The sequence below is a fragment of the Streptomyces sp. ActVer genome, assembly GCF_027270795.1.
Taxonomy (GTDB): domain Bacteria; phylum Actinomycetota; class Actinomycetes; order Streptomycetales; family Streptomycetaceae; genus Streptomyces; species Streptomyces umbrinus_A.
Genome location: NZ_JAPWHT010000230.1, coordinates 1 through 16,308, shown reverse-complemented (window position 1 = coordinate 16,308; position 16,308 = coordinate 1). Strand labels below are relative to the sequence as shown.

10 protein-coding genes and 5 pseudogenes are annotated in these 16,308 nt (G+C 70.7%); 14 read left to right on the top strand and 1 reads right to left on the bottom strand.

Translation table 11 applies throughout. From position 1 onward, the window contains the following. Positions 1-112 precede the first annotated feature (112 nt). From O3Q52_RS54230 to O3Q52_RS31165, 8 genes and pseudogenes are all read left to right on the top strand, one after another. Positions 113-430 (top strand): annotated as a pseudogene (locus tag O3Q52_RS54230) (TIM-barrel domain-containing protein); the annotation flags it as partial. Between the two features lie 48 nt (positions 431-478). Then, complete coding sequence (locus tag O3Q52_RS54225) at positions 479-775, top strand: hypothetical protein (RefSeq protein ID WP_332112963.1); 297 nt, start codon at positions 479-481, stop codon at positions 773-775. A 10-nt stretch (positions 776-785) separates the two neighbouring features. Next, positions 786-2,009 carry an SGNH/GDSL hydrolase family protein gene (locus O3Q52_RS31190; RefSeq protein WP_269652037.1) on the top strand — a complete coding sequence of 408 codons (1,224 nt, stop codon included), beginning with the start codon at positions 786-788 and terminating at the stop codon, positions 2,007-2,009. 87 nt (positions 2,010-2,096) lie between these two features. Beyond that, the gene (locus tag O3Q52_RS31185; protein WP_269652036.1) at positions 2,097-4,184 is read left to right on the top strand and encodes a GDSL-type esterase/lipase family protein; all 2,088 of its coding nucleotides are present in this window, start codon (positions 2,097-2,099) and stop codon (positions 4,182-4,184) included. Positions 4,185-4,199: 15 nt separating this feature from the next. Next, positions 4,200-5,648 (top strand): alpha-L-fucosidase, encoded by a 1,449-nt coding sequence (locus O3Q52_RS31180; protein ID WP_269652035.1) that lies wholly within the window; start codon positions 4,200-4,202, stop codon positions 5,646-5,648. Positions 5,649-5,653: 5 nt separating this feature from the next. Further along, positions 5,654-6,598 carry a hypothetical protein gene (locus tag O3Q52_RS31175; RefSeq protein WP_269652034.1) on the top strand — a complete coding sequence of 315 codons (945 nt, stop codon included), beginning with the start codon at positions 5,654-5,656 and terminating at the stop codon, positions 6,596-6,598. Next, positions 6,595-7,491: a beta-glucosidase gene (locus O3Q52_RS31170; protein ID WP_269652033.1), complete on the top strand. Its 897-nt coding sequence runs from the start codon at positions 6,595-6,597 to the stop codon at positions 7,489-7,491. The genes O3Q52_RS31175 and O3Q52_RS31170 overlap by 4 nt, the downstream gene beginning before the upstream one ends. 59 nt (positions 7,492-7,550) lie before the next feature. Continuing rightward, on the top strand, positions 7,551-10,679 hold the full coding sequence (locus tag O3Q52_RS31165) for an alpha-N-acetylglucosaminidase TIM-barrel domain-containing protein (RefSeq protein WP_269652032.1): 3,129 nt from the start codon (positions 7,551-7,553) through the stop codon (positions 10,677-10,679). Positions 10,680-11,012: 333 nt separating this feature from the next. Here the strand turns inward: O3Q52_RS31165 and O3Q52_RS31160 are convergent. Next, a pseudogene (locus O3Q52_RS31160) lies at positions 11,013-11,143 on the bottom strand (IS110 family transposase); the annotation flags it as partial. 419 nt (positions 11,144-11,562) lie between these two features. Here O3Q52_RS31160 and O3Q52_RS31155 point away from each other — a divergent pair. The 6 genes and pseudogenes from O3Q52_RS31155 to O3Q52_RS31130 form a co-directional block, all read left to right on the top strand. Next, positions 11,563-12,354, top strand: a pseudogene (locus O3Q52_RS31155) (nitroreductase); the annotation flags it as partial. A 94-nt stretch (positions 12,355-12,448) separates the two neighbouring features. Beyond that, positions 12,449-14,056: an IS1182 family transposase gene (locus O3Q52_RS31150; RefSeq protein ID WP_269652031.1), complete on the top strand. Its 1,608-nt coding sequence runs from the start codon at positions 12,449-12,451 to the stop codon at positions 14,054-14,056. A 180-nt stretch (positions 14,057-14,236) separates the two neighbouring features. Then, a pseudogene (locus O3Q52_RS31145) lies at positions 14,237-14,443 on the top strand (nitroreductase); the annotation flags it as partial. A 627-nt stretch (positions 14,444-15,070) separates the two neighbouring features. Beyond that, positions 15,071-15,328 carry a hypothetical protein gene (locus O3Q52_RS31140; RefSeq protein WP_269652030.1) on the top strand — a complete coding sequence of 86 codons (258 nt, stop codon included), beginning with the start codon at positions 15,071-15,073 and terminating at the stop codon, positions 15,326-15,328. Between the two features lie 8 nt (positions 15,329-15,336). Continuing rightward, a complete protein-coding gene (locus tag O3Q52_RS31135; RefSeq protein WP_269652038.1) occupies positions 15,337-15,705 on the top strand; it encodes a hypothetical protein in 369 nt (122 codons plus the stop codon). A gap of 126 nt (positions 15,706-15,831) precedes the next feature. Continuing rightward, positions 15,832-15,933, top strand: a pseudogene (locus O3Q52_RS31130) (transcriptional regulator); the annotation flags it as partial. Positions 15,934-16,308: the final 375 nt, after the last annotated feature.

Genomic DNA, 16,308 nt, shown 5'->3' with positions numbered 1-16,308 from the left:
CCGCTCCTCGCGTCCGGTGAACCCGCAGATCACGACGCCATGGACAACCACACCAGACCCGTAACTTCACGGCCTTGGGCTAAGGGTCGCCTGGAACGCCGCGCAGGCCAAGGGATTCGCCACCCGCACGGCCGACAAGCCGACCACCTTCGCTGGGCTGCGCGCCGCGGTCTCGGCCAACCTGGCGGTCTCGACGATCGGGTACCCGTTCGTCGAGACCGACATGATCGGCGGCTCGCTCAGCTACCCGCCGCCCACCAAGGAGGTCCTGACCCGCTGGGCGCAGGCGGCATCCCTGATGCCGCTGATGTACGCCTCCACCTCGCCCACCGGTGTACGGGACGCGACAACCGGCGAGTGGGTCGGCTACGACCGGGAAACGGTCGACCTCTACCGGTCGGCCATCGCGACGCACGAGCGGCTGGCCCCGTACATCTGGGATCAGGTGCAGAGCACCCTGAAGACCGGCGATCCGATCATGCGGCCGCTGTTCTTCGACTTCCCGAAGGACGAAGCGAGTTACACGGTCACTGACGAGTGGATGCTCGGCCCGGCCGTCCTGGCCGCGCCGAAGCTCGACGAAGGCACCACCCGGGATGTCTTCCTGCCGGCAGGTACATGGCGCGACGTCACCAACGGCAAGGTCGTACGCGGTCCGGTGACGCTCAGGGGGTACGCGGCACCGCTGGGCGTGACCCCGGCGTTCGTGAACCTCAAGGCCGAGGGCGCCACCAAGGCGTACCGGGCCCTCGCGCGTACCGGCGCGGAACGGTAGGGGGCGGCGCATGCATGCGATACGCGGCAGACTCGCGGCCTTGCTCCTGGCGGTCGTGGCCGTCGTGGCGGGGACGATGGCACCCGCCGAGGCCGGTGGTCAGCAGGACGATCGGCGCGCCTGGACGGGGACCTGGGCGACGGCGCCGAGCGAGCACTACGACGTCTCGGGGATGTCCGAGGTGACGGTACGGATGCCGGTGCACACCAGCGTCGGCGGTTCGTCCGTACGCATCCGGCTGACCAACGCCTACGCCACCGACCCGGTGACCATCGGGCACGCGACGGTGGGCCTGCGCGACGGCGGCTCCGCCGTGGCGCGCCCGTACGACCTGCGGTTCGGCGGGAAACGCGAGGTCACCGTCCCGGCGGGCGGCCAGGCCGTCAGTGATCCGGTCGGACTCTCCGTACCGGCCCTGGCCGACCTCGTGGTCAGTCTCCATCTGCCCGGCCAGGTCACGCACATCACCGATCACTGGTGGGCGCAGCAGACCGTGTACTGGACGGACTACGGGGCGGGCGACCACGCCGCCGACACCGCCGGTGACGCCTTCACCTGGACCACCACCAGCTGGCCTTTCCTCAGCGGCGTCGATGTGACCGCGCCGAAAGCCCCGTCGGTCGTGGCGCTCGGCGACTCGATCACCGACGGGTCCTTCTCGACGGCCGACACCAATCAGCGCTGGCCCGACCTGCTGTCCGCCCGCCTCAACGCCTGCCGGCCCGGTGCCGGGGTGCTCAACGCGGGCATCACCAGCAACCGGATCACCGCCGGGACCGCGACCAACCCCTCGGCCCTCGACCGTCTCGAACGGGACGTGCTCTCCCAACCGGGGGCCAGGACCCTGATCCTCTTCGAGGGCATCAACGATCTCGGCGGGGCGAGTTCCGAGCAGATCATCGCCGGGATGACGGAGATCGCGGACCGGGCGCATCAGCGCGGGATGCGGGTCGTCGGCGCCACGATCACGCCGTACAAAGACTTCACCTGGGGCGGCTGGAGTGAGGAGACGGAGGCCCGGCGGCAGCAGGTCAACGCCTTCGTGCGGGACTCCGGCGGGGTGTTCGACGACTACGCCGACTTCGACCGGGCGGTACGGGACCCGGCGGATCCGCGGCGGCTGGATGCGGCGTACGACTCCGGTGACCACCTCCACCCCAACGACGCCGGGATGAAGGCCTTCGCCGACTCCATCGACCTGACCACGCTCGGCCTCGGCCGCGGCTGTTCCTGAGGAGAACCCGTGCTTGGACATCTACGTGGAGATCGACCTGGACACCTGCGTGGACGCCGAAGATGCGCAGCCCTGACCGCGACCGTGGTGGCCGTCCTGGTGTCCCTGCTCCCGGCGACTCCGGCCGAGGCCGGGGCCAAGCCGGGGGAGTGGACAGGGACTTGGGTGACCGCGCAGCACGCCTCGTACGACCCGGGCATCTCGGAGGTGACCGTACGGATACCGGTGCGGGTGAGCGCCGGTGGGTCGAGCGTACGCATCCGCCTGACCAACGCCTTTACCACCGAGCCGGTGACGATCGGGCACGCGACCGTAGGCCGCGGTGACGGCGGCTCGGGCGTCGCGAAGCCGCGCGAGCTGCGGTTCGGCGGCAAGGACGAGGTGACGATCGCCGCCGGGGAACAGGCGGTGAGCGATGCGGTCCGGGTCCCCGTGCCGGCCCGCAGAGACCTGGTCGTCAGCCTGTACTTCCCCGGCCGGCTGACCCACATCAGCCAGCACTGGATGGGCCTGCAGACCGTCTACTGGACGCCCGACGGAGGCGGCGACCACGCCTCGGACGCCGACGGGGACGCCTTCACCCGGACCGACTCCACCTTCCCGTTCCTGACCGGCGTCGACGTACGGGGTGGCGACACGGCGGGTGCCGTGGTGGCGCTCGGAGACTCCATCACCGACGGGGCGTCCTCCACGGCGAACGCCAACCGGCGCTGGCCCGACTATCTGGCGGGGCGCCTGTCGGCCTGTTCGTCCACCGCCGGAGTGCTGAACGAGGGCATCAGCGGCAACCGGATCACGGCCGGCACCGACGGCAACCCGTCGGCGCTGGAACGGCTGGAACGCGACGTGCTGTCGCAGCCGGGCGCCCGGTCGGTGGTCCTGTTCGAGGGCGTCAACGACCTCAGCTGGGGCGGCGCCACCGGCGACCAGGTGATCGACGGCATGAAGGAGATCGCGCGCCGTGTCCACGCCCGCGGGCTGCGTCTGATCGGCGCGACCGTCGTCCCGTACCGCGGCTGGGGCGACTGGTGGACCGAGGCCAAGGAGGCACACCGGCAGAAGGTCAACGCGTTCGTGCGCGACTCGGGCGGCGTCTTCGACGACTACGCCGACTTCGACAAGGCGATACGGGATCCCGACGATCCCACGCGCTACGCCGCCGCGTTCGACTCCGGTGACCATCTGCACCCCAACGACACCGGCATGAAGGCCTTCGCCGACGCCGTCGACCTCACCACCCTCGGGGCGGCACGCGACTGCCCCTCGGCCCGCGTCCGGCTGACCCCGTACCGGCCGACCCTGCAAGCCGGCGGCGAGGGCACGGAGATCACGTCGACCGTCACCAACACCGGTCCCACAAAGGTCACCCAGGTCGGCACCCGCCTCGATCTCCCCGACGGCTGGTCCGCCGAACCGGCCGGCAGCGCACGGATCCGCTTCCTGGCCCCGGGCGACAGCGTCACCGTCACCTGGACGGTGACCCCCGCGGCCGACGCGGCCTGGGGCACCCACGAGATCGGCGTACGCACGTCCTTCGTCCAGGACGGCCGTGCACGGCACGACTCCGACAGCGTGGACGCCACGGTGACCCCCACTCCCTCCGAGGTGCGGGCGCCGTACCTGACGACCGCCACCACCACCGAGCAACCCCAGTACGCGCAGAACGGCGGCCAGTTCGCCATCTGGGCGGGCGGCCAGGACCTGTCCGGCTGGAAGGACGAGAAGGCGGCGGTCTACCTCGCCGACGCCGCCGGGCCGTCCGGCACCGTGACCGCCCGGGTCGTCGCTCAGACCGGCAGCGGCCCGTCCGCCAAGGCGGGGATCGCCGTCGCCAACGACCTCACCGCGCCGGAGACGGGCGGTTACGCGGTGCTCACCATGTCCGCGCAGTTAGGCCTGGAGTTCCTGACCGACAGCGACGGCGACGGAAAGCTCGACACCTGGGCCGGGGGCGGCAGTTCGTACCACCCGGCCTGGCTGAAGCTCGTCCGCGACGGCACCGTCTACACCGCGTACGCCAGTTCCGAGGGCACCGCCTGGCAGCAGGTCGCCACCGCCACCGTGCCCTCCGCGAGCGGCAGCGGCGACGCCGGGCTGGTCGCGAGCGCCGTCAACCTCAACCACCCCGGCCAGAGCACGACCGCACTCTTCGACTCCTTCTCCATCCACGACTGAGAGGCAACGACGTTCATGACAGTCGACCGCCGACACTTCATGACCACCGCGGCCGCCCTCGGCGGCGCCGTGCTCCTCGCCCCGCCCGGGACAGCCCAGGCCCTCGCGCAGGGCACTGTGTCCGGGACCCCGGGCATTCCCGACTACCAGCCCACCAAGGCGTCCCTCGACACCCATCCTGTGCCGCGCTGGTACAAGGACGCCAAGTTCGGCATCTTCGTCCACTGGGGCGTCTACTCGGTGATCGGCGGCGCGACGCCGAGAAGCGCCTCCGAGTGGTACCTCTGGTACCAGAGCACCAAGGACTCCGCCGAGTGGAAGTACCACCGCGACACCTACGGCGAGGACGTCACCTACGACGACCTCATCCCGCAGTTCACGGCCGAGAAGTACGATCCCGACGCCTGGGTGAAGCTGTTCGAGCAGGCGGGAGCCGAGTACTTCGCGCTGACCAGCAAGCACCACGACGGATTCGCCCTCTACCCCAGCAAGGTGACGGACCGTCACTCCGTGGCGTACGGCCCGAAGCGCGACCTCGTCGGTGAGTTGATGACCGCGGCCCGCAAGCGCGGCACCGTGCGCCCGGGCCTGTACTACTCGCTCGGCGAGTACTTCAACCCGGCGATCGGCCGGCCGATGCGCAACTTCTACACCGACCAGGAAATCCCGATGACCGGCTACAGGCCGGTCGAGGACTACGTGGGCGACTACGAACTCAAGCAGCTGTACGAGATCATCGACCGCTACGACCCGGAGCTGCTGTGGGCGGACGGACAGTGGTTCCGGCCCACCGGCGAACCGCCGTGGCGCAGCGAAGAACCCCTGGCCCACTACTACAACCAGGCCAAGAACCGTAAGCGCCCCAAGGGCGTGGTGATCAACGACCGGTTCGACACCCACTTCGACTTCGCGACGTACGAGCAGCGCACCAACCCCACGATGGATCCGCAGAAGTGGGAGTGCTGCATGACGATGGGCTACTCCTGGGGCTACAACAAGCACGAGCCGGACGAGGACTACAAGACCTCCGAGTTCCTGATCCGGCTGCTCGCCGACGTGGTCAGCAAGAACGGCAACCTGCTGCTCAACATCGGTCCCAGGCCGGACGGCACGATCCCCGAGATCATGCAGGAGCGGCTGCGGGACATCGGCGCCTGGCTGAAGGTCAACGGCCCGGCGATCTACGGGTCGACGCCCTGGGTGCGGGCGGAGGAGGAGGGCGGCTCACCCGGTATCCGCTACACCGTCTCCCCGGGCAAGTTCAACATCATGGTGCTGGGCGCGCCCAGCGGCACCCTCTCGGTGCCTGGCGACATCCCCATCAGTGCCACTTCCCGGATCCGGCTGCTCGGCACGAGCGGCAGTCTGAGGTGGACCCGCGGTGACGGAAAGATCAACATCACCGTCCCGTCCTCCCTGCCCAGCGACATCGCCAACGTCTTCACCGTCGACTGGGCCCGGTGAGCGGCATGGGAATCCGTAGCGGTACCCGGTTCGACACCCTGGGGCCCACGCTCACCGTCACCACGGAGCCGGCCGAGCCGGCCGGCGGAGACACGGTCACCGCCACCGCGGTCCTCACCAACGACGGCCCCTTCCCGCTCCGCAACGCCGTGCTCCACCTGATCGACCCCGGCGCGACCACGGCGGCGAAGACCATCCCGCTCGGCGACCTGCGGCGCGGCGCGAGGACGACCCGGCGCTGGGAGACGGCGATGCCGGCCGGAGTGGCCGGGAACGTGTCGTTCACCGCGCACGTGGTCTTCGACGTCGACGGGCACAGCAGCGACTGCGCGCGGTCCGCGAAGACGTTCACCGTGCCCTACGAGCCCAATGAGGTGCGGGACCCGTACCGGACGTTCGCCACCACCGACGAAGCCGAGTTCGGCCAGTACGGCAGCCAGTTGGTGATCTGGGCGGGCGGCCGCGACTTCTCCGGCGGCACCGACGAGAAGGGGGGCATCCTCCTTCCCGGATCCGCCGCCGAGTCGAGCGTGGTGCAGGTCAAGACGGTCAGCCTGACCGGGAGCGACAATCCCACCGCCAAGTACGGCATCGCGGTCGCGGGCGACCTCACCTCGCCGGAGAAGGGCGGCTACGCCGTACTCACCATGTCGAAGTCGTTCGGCCTGGAGTTCATGACCGACAGTGACGGCGACGGACGGCTCGACACCTGGGCCGGTGGCGGCGGTTCCACCCACCCCGCCTGGCTGCGCCTGGTCCGCGAGGGCACCACTTTCACCGCGTTCTCCAGCACCAACAACGGCCTTTCCTGGACCGAGACCGCGAGCGTGGACGTCCCCTCCGCGAGCGGCGCCATGGACGCCGGCGTCGTCGCGAGCGCGGTCAACGTCAACTACCCCGGCACGACCGTCCAGGCGGTCTTCGACCACTTCTCGGTGGAGGAAGCATGAGTCCCTACCGCTCCGACGAGGACTTCCTCACCCCGCCCGTCTCGATCACCGTCGAGCCGTCCGCCCCTGAGCCCGGTCAGGCGGTGACACTGACGGCCAGGCTCACCAACACCACGCGGATCGTGCTGCGCGGCACGGTGCTGTATCTCTCCGTGGACGGCGCCGACCAGGCGGCCGCCGTCCTCGGCAAGGTGGAGCCCGGCAAGTCGGTGACCCGCACCTGGAAGACCCGGCTCCCCGACGACGCCGAGGGAGTGGTCCCCTGCATCGCGCACGTGCTCTTCGACGTGCACGAGGACGGATCCGACTGCACCCGCGCGACCTCGTCGCTGAAACTGCCGTACAGGTCGCTGGCCGGTGCCTTCGACAACGCCGGCATCTCCTCCGACGACGCCACCACCACCGCCGACATCGACGCCTCACGTTCCAGCCTGTCCGCCCAGGCGCTGGCATCGGCCGGACTGACTCCCGGGGCCTCGGTCACGTACGGCGGGACGGCCTTCACCTGGCCGGACACCGAGCCCGGGGCCAAGGACAACGTGGTGTCCTCCGGGCAGACCGTACGGCTGTCGGGCACCGGGTCGCGGCTGGCCTTCCTCGGCACCTCCACCTGGGGCGACGGCAAGGGGCCCGGGAAGGTCGTGTACGCGGACGGTACGGAGCAGGCCTTCTCCGTCGAGGTCCCCGACTGGTACTCGGCGAACCCCGCGGCCGCGGTGGTACTGCCCTACCGCAACACCCCCTCGGGCCAGGACAGGAACCCCGTCAGCCTCTACACCTTCGGCGTCGAGCTGGAGGACAAGGAACTGCACTCCGTCGTGCTGCCGAAGGTCAGCGACGGCCTGACGAGTGGCGTGCCCGCTCTGCACATCTTCGCGTTGACCGTCGCCTGATCCGAGCCGCGGCATCGCACCACGGCTCGGAAGATCCGAAAAGTCTTGAGAGGACGTTCATGACAGGCAATCACCCGCTCAGCCGCAGACGCCTGCTGACCGGAGCGGCCGCGTTCGGCGGAGTGGTGCTGCTGACGCCGCCGCCACGTGCCCACGCCGCTCCGGCGGCTGCGGACACGGTCGCGAAGCCGTTCAACACGACCCCCGCATCGGTCGCGCTGCGACGACTGCTGCCCGACCACCACCGGCAGGTGACGCTGCGCGCGCTGGACTCCGGCAGCGCCGACCGGTTCAAGGTCACCGGCCGGGCCGGGGCGATCACCGTGGAGGGCACCAGCCCGGCGGTGCTGCTCACCGGCCTCAACACCTATCTCGCGCGGGCGGCGAAGGCCGACATCTCCTGGAACGGCGAACAGCTGAACCTCCCCAGGCTGCTGCCCGCCCCTGACGGGGAGATCGCCGGATCGGCGAACGTGCCGCACCGGTTCGCCCTCAACGACACCAACGACGGCTACACCGGCCCCTACCGGGACTGGGACGCGTGGGAGCGCGAGCTGGACGTCCTCGCGCTGCACGGCATCAACAGGGTGCTGGTCTACACCGGCGGCGACGCCGTCTACTACGACACCTTCCGGCAGTTCGGCTACTCCGACGCCGAGATGCGGGCGTGGATTCCGGCACCGGCCCATCAGCCGTGGTGGCTGCTGCAGAACATGTCGGGGTTCGGCGGTCCGGTGTCCAGGCGGCTCATCGAGAGGCGCGCCGATCTCGCCCGGAAGATCACCGACCGGGTGCGCGAACTGGGCATGACACCGGTGCTGCCCGGCTACTTCGGCACCGTGCCGGACGACTTCGTCGACAGACACGGCGGGGACGCGGCCGTGGTCCCCCAGGGCTCCTGGGGCGCCTTCAAACGACCCGACTGGCTCGACCCGCGCACCACGGCCTTCGACGAGGTGTCCGCCGCCTTCTACCGGGCCCAGTCGGAGCGGTTCGGCGACAGCACGATGTACAAGATGGACCTGCTGCACGAGGGCGGCAACCCCGGTGAAGTTCCGGTGGACGAAGCCGCGGCAGCCGTCGAAGGGGCGCTCCGGAACGCCCACCCGGGCGCGATCTGGGCCATCCTGGGCTGGCAGTCCAACCCGTCCACGGCGCTGCTCGACGGCGTCGACAAGTCCCGGATGCTCATCGTGGACGGCCTGTCCGACCGCTACACCACCGTCACGGACCGGGAGAGCGACTGGGGCGGCACCCCGTACGCCTTCGGCAGCATCTGGAATTTCGGCGGCCACACCCCGATGGGCGCCAACGCCCCGGACTGGGTGGAGCAGTACCCCAAGTGGCGTGACAAGGAAGGCAGCGCGCTCGCCGGGATCGCGGCGATGCCGGAGGCCGCCGACAACAACGCGCCCGCGCTCGCGCTCCTCACCGACCTGGCGTGGACACCCGGCACCATCGACCTCGACGACTGGTTCGCCGCGTACGCCGTGTCCCGGTACGGAGGCGAGGACCCGCACGCCATCGCGGCCTGGAAGACGATCCGCGACACCGCGTACAACATGACCCGCAAGGATGCGTGGAGCGAGGCGCCCGACGGACTGTTCGGGGCCCGGCCGAGTCTGGGCGCCAACAAGGCCGCCGCCTGGGGCCCGGAGGCCGACCGCTACGACACCACGGTCTTCGACGCGGCCCTCACCGAACTGCTCCAGGTCGCGCCGCGGCTGCGCGACAGCTCCGCCTACGCCTACGACCTCGCCGACGTGACCCGTCAGGTGCTGTCCAACCGCAGCCGCGTGCTGCTGCCCCGGATCAAGTCGGCGTACGAGGCCGGGGACCGCGCCGGCTTCGACCGGCTCACCAAGACCTGGCTCAGCTGGATGAAGCTGATGGACAAGGTGCTGGCCACGTCCCCGCAGCACCTGCTCGGACGGTGGCTGGCCGACGCCCGGTCCTGGGGCGCCACCAGGGCCGAGAAGGACCAGCTGGAGTACGACGCACGGTCGATCATCACCACCTGGGGCGGCCGGGAGAGCAGCGAGGAAGGGCTGCACGACTACGCGAACCGGGAATGGGCGGGGCTGGTCGGCGGCCTGTACCACACGCGCTGGAAGACATACTTCGGCGAGTTGTCCGCCGCGCTCGCGGCCGGCCGGGAGCCGGCCGAGATCGACTGGTTCGCGCTGGAGGACCGCTGGGCGCACCAGCACGACAGCTACCCGGTGCAGACGTCGGGCGACATCCACAAGCTGGCCCGGAAGGTGCGTGACACCCTGGTGGCCGATCCCGACCAGGTGGCGCTGACCGGGTCCGCCGACCGGGGCGCGGTGGCGGAGGGCCACCCGGTGACGGTGACCGTGTCGTTCACCAACCGAAACGGCTTCGGGCCGGCGACGGACGTGACGCTGTCCGTCGAAGCGCCGGAAGGGATGACCGCCGAGCCGGCCGGAGCCACCACCGCGGCGTCGGTCGCCCCGGGCGAGACCTTCTCGGCGAATTTCCGGGTCACCCTCACCAAGGCTGCCGGCGCGCTGGTCTCCCGGGTGCCGGTGGGCGCGTCCTACCGGACCGGCGCCGCGCGGGGCTCGGCCTCGGCGACGGTCCGGCTGATGGCGGGCACCGGGGTGGTCGACCCCTACCGGAGCGCCTCCTCCAACGACGCGGTCTTCGGCCAGACCGGCGACGCGATCGCCATCGAGGGCGCGGGCGCCGACCTGTGGGGCGGCACCAACGAGTTCGGCACGGTCTACCGCCCCGCCGCCTTCGGGGCCTCCTCGACCGCCACCGTCCAGGTCACCTCGCAGGACACCACCGGCGGCTGGGCCCGCGCCGGGCTGATCGTCCGCAACGACCTCTCCGAGAGCGGCAACGGCTCGGCCGGCTACGTGAACCTGGCGGTGACTCCGTCCAACGGCTGCGCGCTGTCCTGGGACTCCGACGGCAACGGCCAGTTCGACTCCATCGAGTTGACCGGTTCCCTGGCCGCCCCGGTGCACCTGCGACTGACGCGCTCCGGCGACGCGTACACCGGTGAGTGCAGCCGCGACGGCGTCTCCTGGACCAAGGTCGGAACCGCCACACCGGGCGGCGCTGCCGGCACCCAGGACATCGGCGTCTTCATGACGGCGGCCAACGGCTGGACCGGCACCCGCGGGATCGCCGGCTTCGAGGACTTCTCCGTCACCTGAGCGGCCGGGCCGGCCGGGCCGGGGCCGCCCCACGCGTCTCCGGCCCCCTTCCGTGAACAGGTCGCCCGGGCCTGTGAGCGGGCCGCCCTGGCGCTGCGTGCCCGTGCCCCCGAACCCACACGACCGGAACCTGGCAACTCCTGATACGAGGTTGCTTCCTTGGTGGGCCCCGGCCGGAAGGTTCCGCAAGTCTGGACGGCATCGGTTGCCGACGGTGGTCGGGGCGGCGCTGGCCGGCAGTACGTCGGTGTACGCGATCGTGCAGTGGATCGCCGGGTGCTCATGGAAGACCCTGAAGGTGGGTCATGAGGGACAGAGGGGACTGGACGGCCCAACCGCCTTGGACGCAACGGTGCTTGCGCTGTGGACCTTGTGGTGCTCCAGCCAAGTTGTGAGCCGTTTGACGCCGATCCGACGCAGGGGGCTGGGGGCCAGTACTCGGCCAGCATGACGACCGGACCTTCCCTTGTCGTCGCCCGGCCAAGCGGATGTGTTGGCCCGTCCAGTGCTACGGCGTGGTGGGCAGGTGCGGGGAGCGGAGTAGGAGCAGGGTACGGGGGAGCCCCTCGCGGATTGTCGATCCCGGCGTCCGCGCCTGACTCCATCATCGGTTTGTGGGTACAGAGGCGAGAGAGGCGAGAGAGGCGAGAGAGGCGATCGGCCCCCTCTGGGCAACATTGAGGCCTTTGCGCATCTTGTTCCGCCATGGCCGCGTCGGTGTGCGGATTCCGGGTGCTCGGCGGTGCCGCCGGGCAGACACTGGAATCGGCCCGTCGGGTGCGGGCCGGAGGCCGTTGTGGCCGTGGTGCCGGCCCGCAGTCCAGTCCGCTGATGCGGTACCTGGTGGGGCCCGCGTCACGGCGGGGCAGGACAGGAGGATTCCATGTCTTCGCGCGAACTCGACGAGAAGACGGTGACCACGCTCGTGGCCGAGGCCACGGCGGCTCCGTCCATGCACAACGCGCAGCCTTGGCGTTTCCAGTACGTCGCCGACGAGCGTCTCCTGCTGCTGCGCGCCGACCTCGCGCGGGCCATGCCCCGGTCCGATCCCGGCAACCGGGCGCTGCACATCGGCTGCGGGGCGGCGCTGTTCAACCTGCGCGTCGCCGCCGCGCACACGGACCTCGTCCCAGACATCCGGCTGCTGCCCGAGCCACAGGATTCACTGCTGCTCGCGGCCGTCCACCTGGCCGACCCGGGTGAGCGACGCTTGCTGCAGGACGACCTGGCGCGACTGCATGAGGCGATCCGGCAGCGGCACACCAGCCGCCATCCCTTCGCCGAGAAGGACATCCCGGAGGACGTCCAGACCGCCTTGCAGGATGCGGCGGCGCGCGAGTCGGCCGTCCTCCTCTTCCCCGGCCCCTGGCACGCCGAGACCGTGCTCGACCTGGTCCGCGATGCGGAGAGCCGCGACGCCATGGACTCCGGCGCCCGCGCGGACCTCATCCGCTGGACCCGGCTCGGGGCGGAGGGGGACACCGCCGTCGACGGCGTCCCCGAGTACGCCTTCGGCCCGCGCAAACGGGACGGCAAGGCTCCTGTACGGGACTTCGCCGGACGCCGGCCGGTTGCCGACCGCGGCAGTACCGCCTTCGAGCACACCCCGCACCTGGCCCTGCTGAGCACCCCCGGTGACACACCCGCCGACTGGCTGCGCGCCGGACAGGCCCTAGGTGACTGGTGTTAATCGTTGGGGCTCGCGTTGGGTCTTCTGCATGTGCCAGGCTTCCGGGTGTTGGTCGCTGGGTGTGGGGAGAGGTTGAGCGATGGCAGTGGGCCGGACTCCGATGCAGCCGGGGTTGCTCTCCTCCACGGCGGGTTTCTGCGAGGGTCGGCTGGCGCCGAACTCGATCTACACGGTGCTGCACCGTGAGTGCCGGGCGTTGTTCCCCGATGAGATGTTCGCCGATCTGTTCGCCGAGGACGGCCGCAGGTCGGTACCGCCGATGATCGTGGCGGTCGTGATGGTCCTGCAGCGTCTGGAGGGCTTGTCCGATCGTGAAGCGGTCGAGCGGTTCGCGTTCGACGTGCGCTGGAAGTACGCCGCCGGCGGGCTGGACTTCGATCATCCGGGGTTCGTGCACACCGTGTTGGTGGACATGCGGGCGCGGCTGGCCGCTTCGGCCCGCCCGGACCGGATCTTCGAGCGGACGGTGGAAGTGGCCGCGCAGGCGGGGCTGGTCGGCCGCAGGCGGGTGCTGGACTCGGCACCGATCTACGACGCGGTGGCCACGCAGGACACCATCACGCTGATCCGTTCGGCCGTCCGCGGCCTGCTGCGGGCGGCCGACCACGTGCTGCGGGCCCAGCTGCGGGCGGTGATCTCCAGCGAGGACACCTACACCAGCGCGGGCAAGCCGGCCATCGACTGGACGGATCCGGCCGAGCGAGAGGCTCTGGTCGACTCGCGGGCCCGTGACGGGTACGCGCTGCTGGCCGTGCTGGAGGGCCGGGTGCTGGGGCAGGAGACGGACCAGGCCGCGCGGCTGCTGGCCACGGTGCTGGGCCAGGACCTGGAACAGGACGGGAACGTCTTCAAGATCGCCCGCAAGGTGGCCCGCGACCGGGTGATCTCCACGGTCGATCCCGAGGCCCGGCACGGACACAAGACCGTCAACCGCTCCTTCGACGGCTACAAGGGCCACGCCGCCGAAGACCCCGACAGCGAGATCGTCACCGCGACCGCCGTCACCGCGGGCAACGTCGGCGACGCCGAACCCGCCGCCGAGCTGCTTGCCGACGTCCTTCACCCGGCCACCCCGGCCACCCCGGCCGAGCAGGCCGAGCAGGCCGAGCAGGCCGAGCAGGCCGAGGTCTACGGTGACGCCGCCTACGGGACCGGGCCGCTGCTGGCCGAACTGGCCCGGGCCGACGTCAAGGTGATGGTCAAGGTGCAGGCGGCCAACGCGCCGGGCGGGCGGTTCTCCAAGGACGCTTTCGTCATCGACCTGGCAGCGGGGCAGGTCACCTGCCCGAACCAGGTGACCACCCCGATCCGCCCGCACCGTGACGGCGGCGGGGCGGCCCGCTTCGGGGCCGGCTGCGCCACCTGCCCGCTTTCGGCCCAGTGCACCACGGCCAGGGACGGCCGAGTGATCAGCATCGGCCCGCACGAGGAACACCTGGCCCAGGGCCGCGCGCACAGCGCCGACCCTGTCTGGCTGGCCGCCTACCGGGCCACCCGGCCCAAGGTCGAACGCAAGATCGCCCACCTGATGCGGCGACGGCACGGCGGACGCCGGGCCCGCGTGCGCGGGCGGGTAAAAGTCGGCGCCGATTTCTCCCTGCTCGCCGCCGCCGCCAACATCGCCCGGCTCGGCGTGCTCGGAATCATGTCCACAGCCGGTGGAAACTGGACGATCACCGCCGGCTGACCACCACGGAAGGGGGCACAGGCGGACACGAACGGCTCACCACCGCACAACGCCCCCGCACGGCCCCAACACCGCGTCCGGGCCGCCCGCCGAACACCCGATCCCGCATCAGGCGACAACGATCCGACGCCCTCCACAGCGAACCGGCATGCCCGGGAAGCCTCACTTAACACCAGTCACCTAGAACGGGTTCTGCTGGAGGCCACCCTGGCCGACCTGGCCACCTCCCTGACCTCCCATGCCCTGGAAGACCGCGAGCTGCGCCTGCTGGCCCGCGACCCGGGATGGGGCACGGGCCACGTGCAGATGGTGCTGCGACTCGGCTATGGCCCCCGGGGCCCGGCTACCCCCCGTCGCCCGGTGAGAGAGGTCCTCGACATCGTGTGACCGAGGTCCCCGGCCCCGGCCGGGCAGGAAGACGTGGCTCTCCGGCCGTCGACGGGTTCGACGCCACTCGTGTGCGCCGCGTGTGGTTCAGCCGGTGTGATCCGCCTCGGTGGGGGCACGCGGCGAGCAGGCCCGTTTCTGCGGGACGGGCGTGAGATTCCGCGGTTCGGCAGGGAGCCGCGGGCCTCTGTGCCTGCGGTCGACGGACAGCGGGAGCCGGTAGCTGCACAAGGGCTGTCCGGCGGCGACCGGCAAGCCCGATGGGCGGCTTCCCGGCCTCCATGCCGGTTGATCAGATCGCCTTGGTGGAACGACTTTGGCCAACTTGACCCGGTCCTAAGGGTCCGGGCTGGGAGGTAGTGCCCAACTGGCTGCTGGGGTGGACTCCTCCGTCCAGACACCCCGTTATGGGGTGGCAGGGACGCGTGACTCACGCCCCGCAAAACCAGAAACGTCCCGGCTGACGTCAATAATGCAGACCCGTGCGCCCGTGCGGGTCAGAGCAGTGTCAAGAAGCGCTTCCTCCCGGGTGTGAACACCCGGGGTTCCGCGCTAGATCATGCTGAAATATGCCGCCAGGGTACGGGTACGTACCCGTACCCTGGCGGCATGGAGAGGAGTACGTCGATGTCCGATGCCAACGTCCGTATCCCCGAGGAAGCCAAGGCCCGACTGGCCGCTATCGCGGCCGCTGAGGGGCTGTCGCTGCGCGCATATCTCGCCCGTCTCGCTGAGACGCTGCTGACTCCGGGTGAACGTGCCGAACGCGCGGAGAAGGCCCTGGCCGCGCTGAAGGAGTGGAACGGCTACGCCCCGACCTCTGCCGAAGAGCAGGACCTGGACAGCGAGCTGGACCGGCGCCTGGCCCAGGTGACCGGCCAGTGAGCGACGCCATGCACATCGTCCTGGACGACACCGCGATGGCCGCAGCCGGCCAGGGCAACGTCCTCGCCTCCCGACTCATCCACCGCGCGCATGCCGAATCAGGCTGGTTCCTGTACGCCCCGGCGTGCGCGTTAGTCGAAGCCGATCGCGCCCGGCCCGGCACAGCGGAGCATCTGGCTTCCCTGCCGGGCATCACTGTCCTCGATCTGGACCTGGCTGCCGCCCTGGCCGTCGCGCGGCACAGGACGTGGGCCGCGGCGCACAGCCAGTACGCGGCGCAGCCCACCCCGGATCGTCCCGACGGCGCGATCGTCGCCACCACCGCACCGACCCGGTGGGCAGGGGAGCCGGTCCGCGTACTGGACCTCAACTCCTGACCGTGCAGCAGACCACCTGTGGCCCTGGCCGGATCCGGCCAGGGCCACAGGTGCGTCATGGTGCGGCGTGCAGGGCAGGCCGTCGGTAACCGTGAGGCTGAGACAGGGGCAGGTGGGGCGGGACGGTGGGCGGCGGGCGACGACCAAGAGCTGGATGACGCCTGGATGGACCAGGTCGTCGACCTCGGATCGCAGTGGGGCCAGTACGAGTACGTCGGCTTCGCCGCCTGGCCTCTGGGCCCCCAGCTTCTGTCGGAGAGGCGGCGGCTGTCACGCGTTGCTCCCCTCGCAGCGTGGTGTCGCCTGTCCCGTCACCGCCGCTGTCGCAGCTCGTGCTGCGGGGCCGACGCCCCCTGGCGCAGGCTGCGCGGCAGTCGGGATTCCCTCGCGTGCGAGGTGAACTTCCGGCGGGTGCTGGGCTGGCGCATCACGAGCCGCACGAGACTGCACTTCCTGCTCTACGTCGACGAGATCACCGGCAGGTCGAGGGAGCCGGGTCCTTCCCCCTCTCGAAGCCTCGCCGGCCGCGGAGCCGGGCGATGGCCGGACAGCGGGTGGGTTCAGGGGGGTGCGAGGGTGTCGAGCCGGGCGGCGAGGTCGGGG

Coding starts and splice junctions, on each gene's coding strand:
- O3Q52_RS54225 (WP_332112963.1), top strand. CDS start 479: ATGCGGCCGCTGTTCTTCGACTTCCCGAAGGACGAAGCGAGTTACACG.
- O3Q52_RS31170 (WP_269652033.1), top strand. CDS start 6,595: ATGAGTCCCTACCGCTCCGACGAGGACTTCCTCACCCCGCCCGTCTCG.
- O3Q52_RS31150 (WP_269652031.1), top strand. CDS start 12,449: ATGGCAGTGGGCCGGACTCCGATGCAGCCGGGGTTGCTCTCCTCCACG.
- O3Q52_RS31180 (WP_269652035.1), top strand. CDS start 4,200: ATGACAGTCGACCGCCGACACTTCATGACCACCGCGGCCGCCCTCGGC.
- O3Q52_RS31165 (WP_269652032.1), top strand. CDS start 7,551: ATGACAGGCAATCACCCGCTCAGCCGCAGACGCCTGCTGACCGGAGCG.
- O3Q52_RS31140 (WP_269652030.1), top strand. CDS start 15,071: ATGTCCGATGCCAACGTCCGTATCCCCGAGGAAGCCAAGGCCCGACTG.
- O3Q52_RS31190 (WP_269652037.1), top strand. CDS start 786: ATGCATGCGATACGCGGCAGACTCGCGGCCTTGCTCCTGGCGGTCGTG.
- O3Q52_RS31175 (WP_269652034.1), top strand. CDS start 5,654: ATGGGAATCCGTAGCGGTACCCGGTTCGACACCCTGGGGCCCACGCTC.
- O3Q52_RS31135 (WP_269652038.1), top strand. CDS start 15,337: ATGCACATCGTCCTGGACGACACCGCGATGGCCGCAGCCGGCCAGGGC.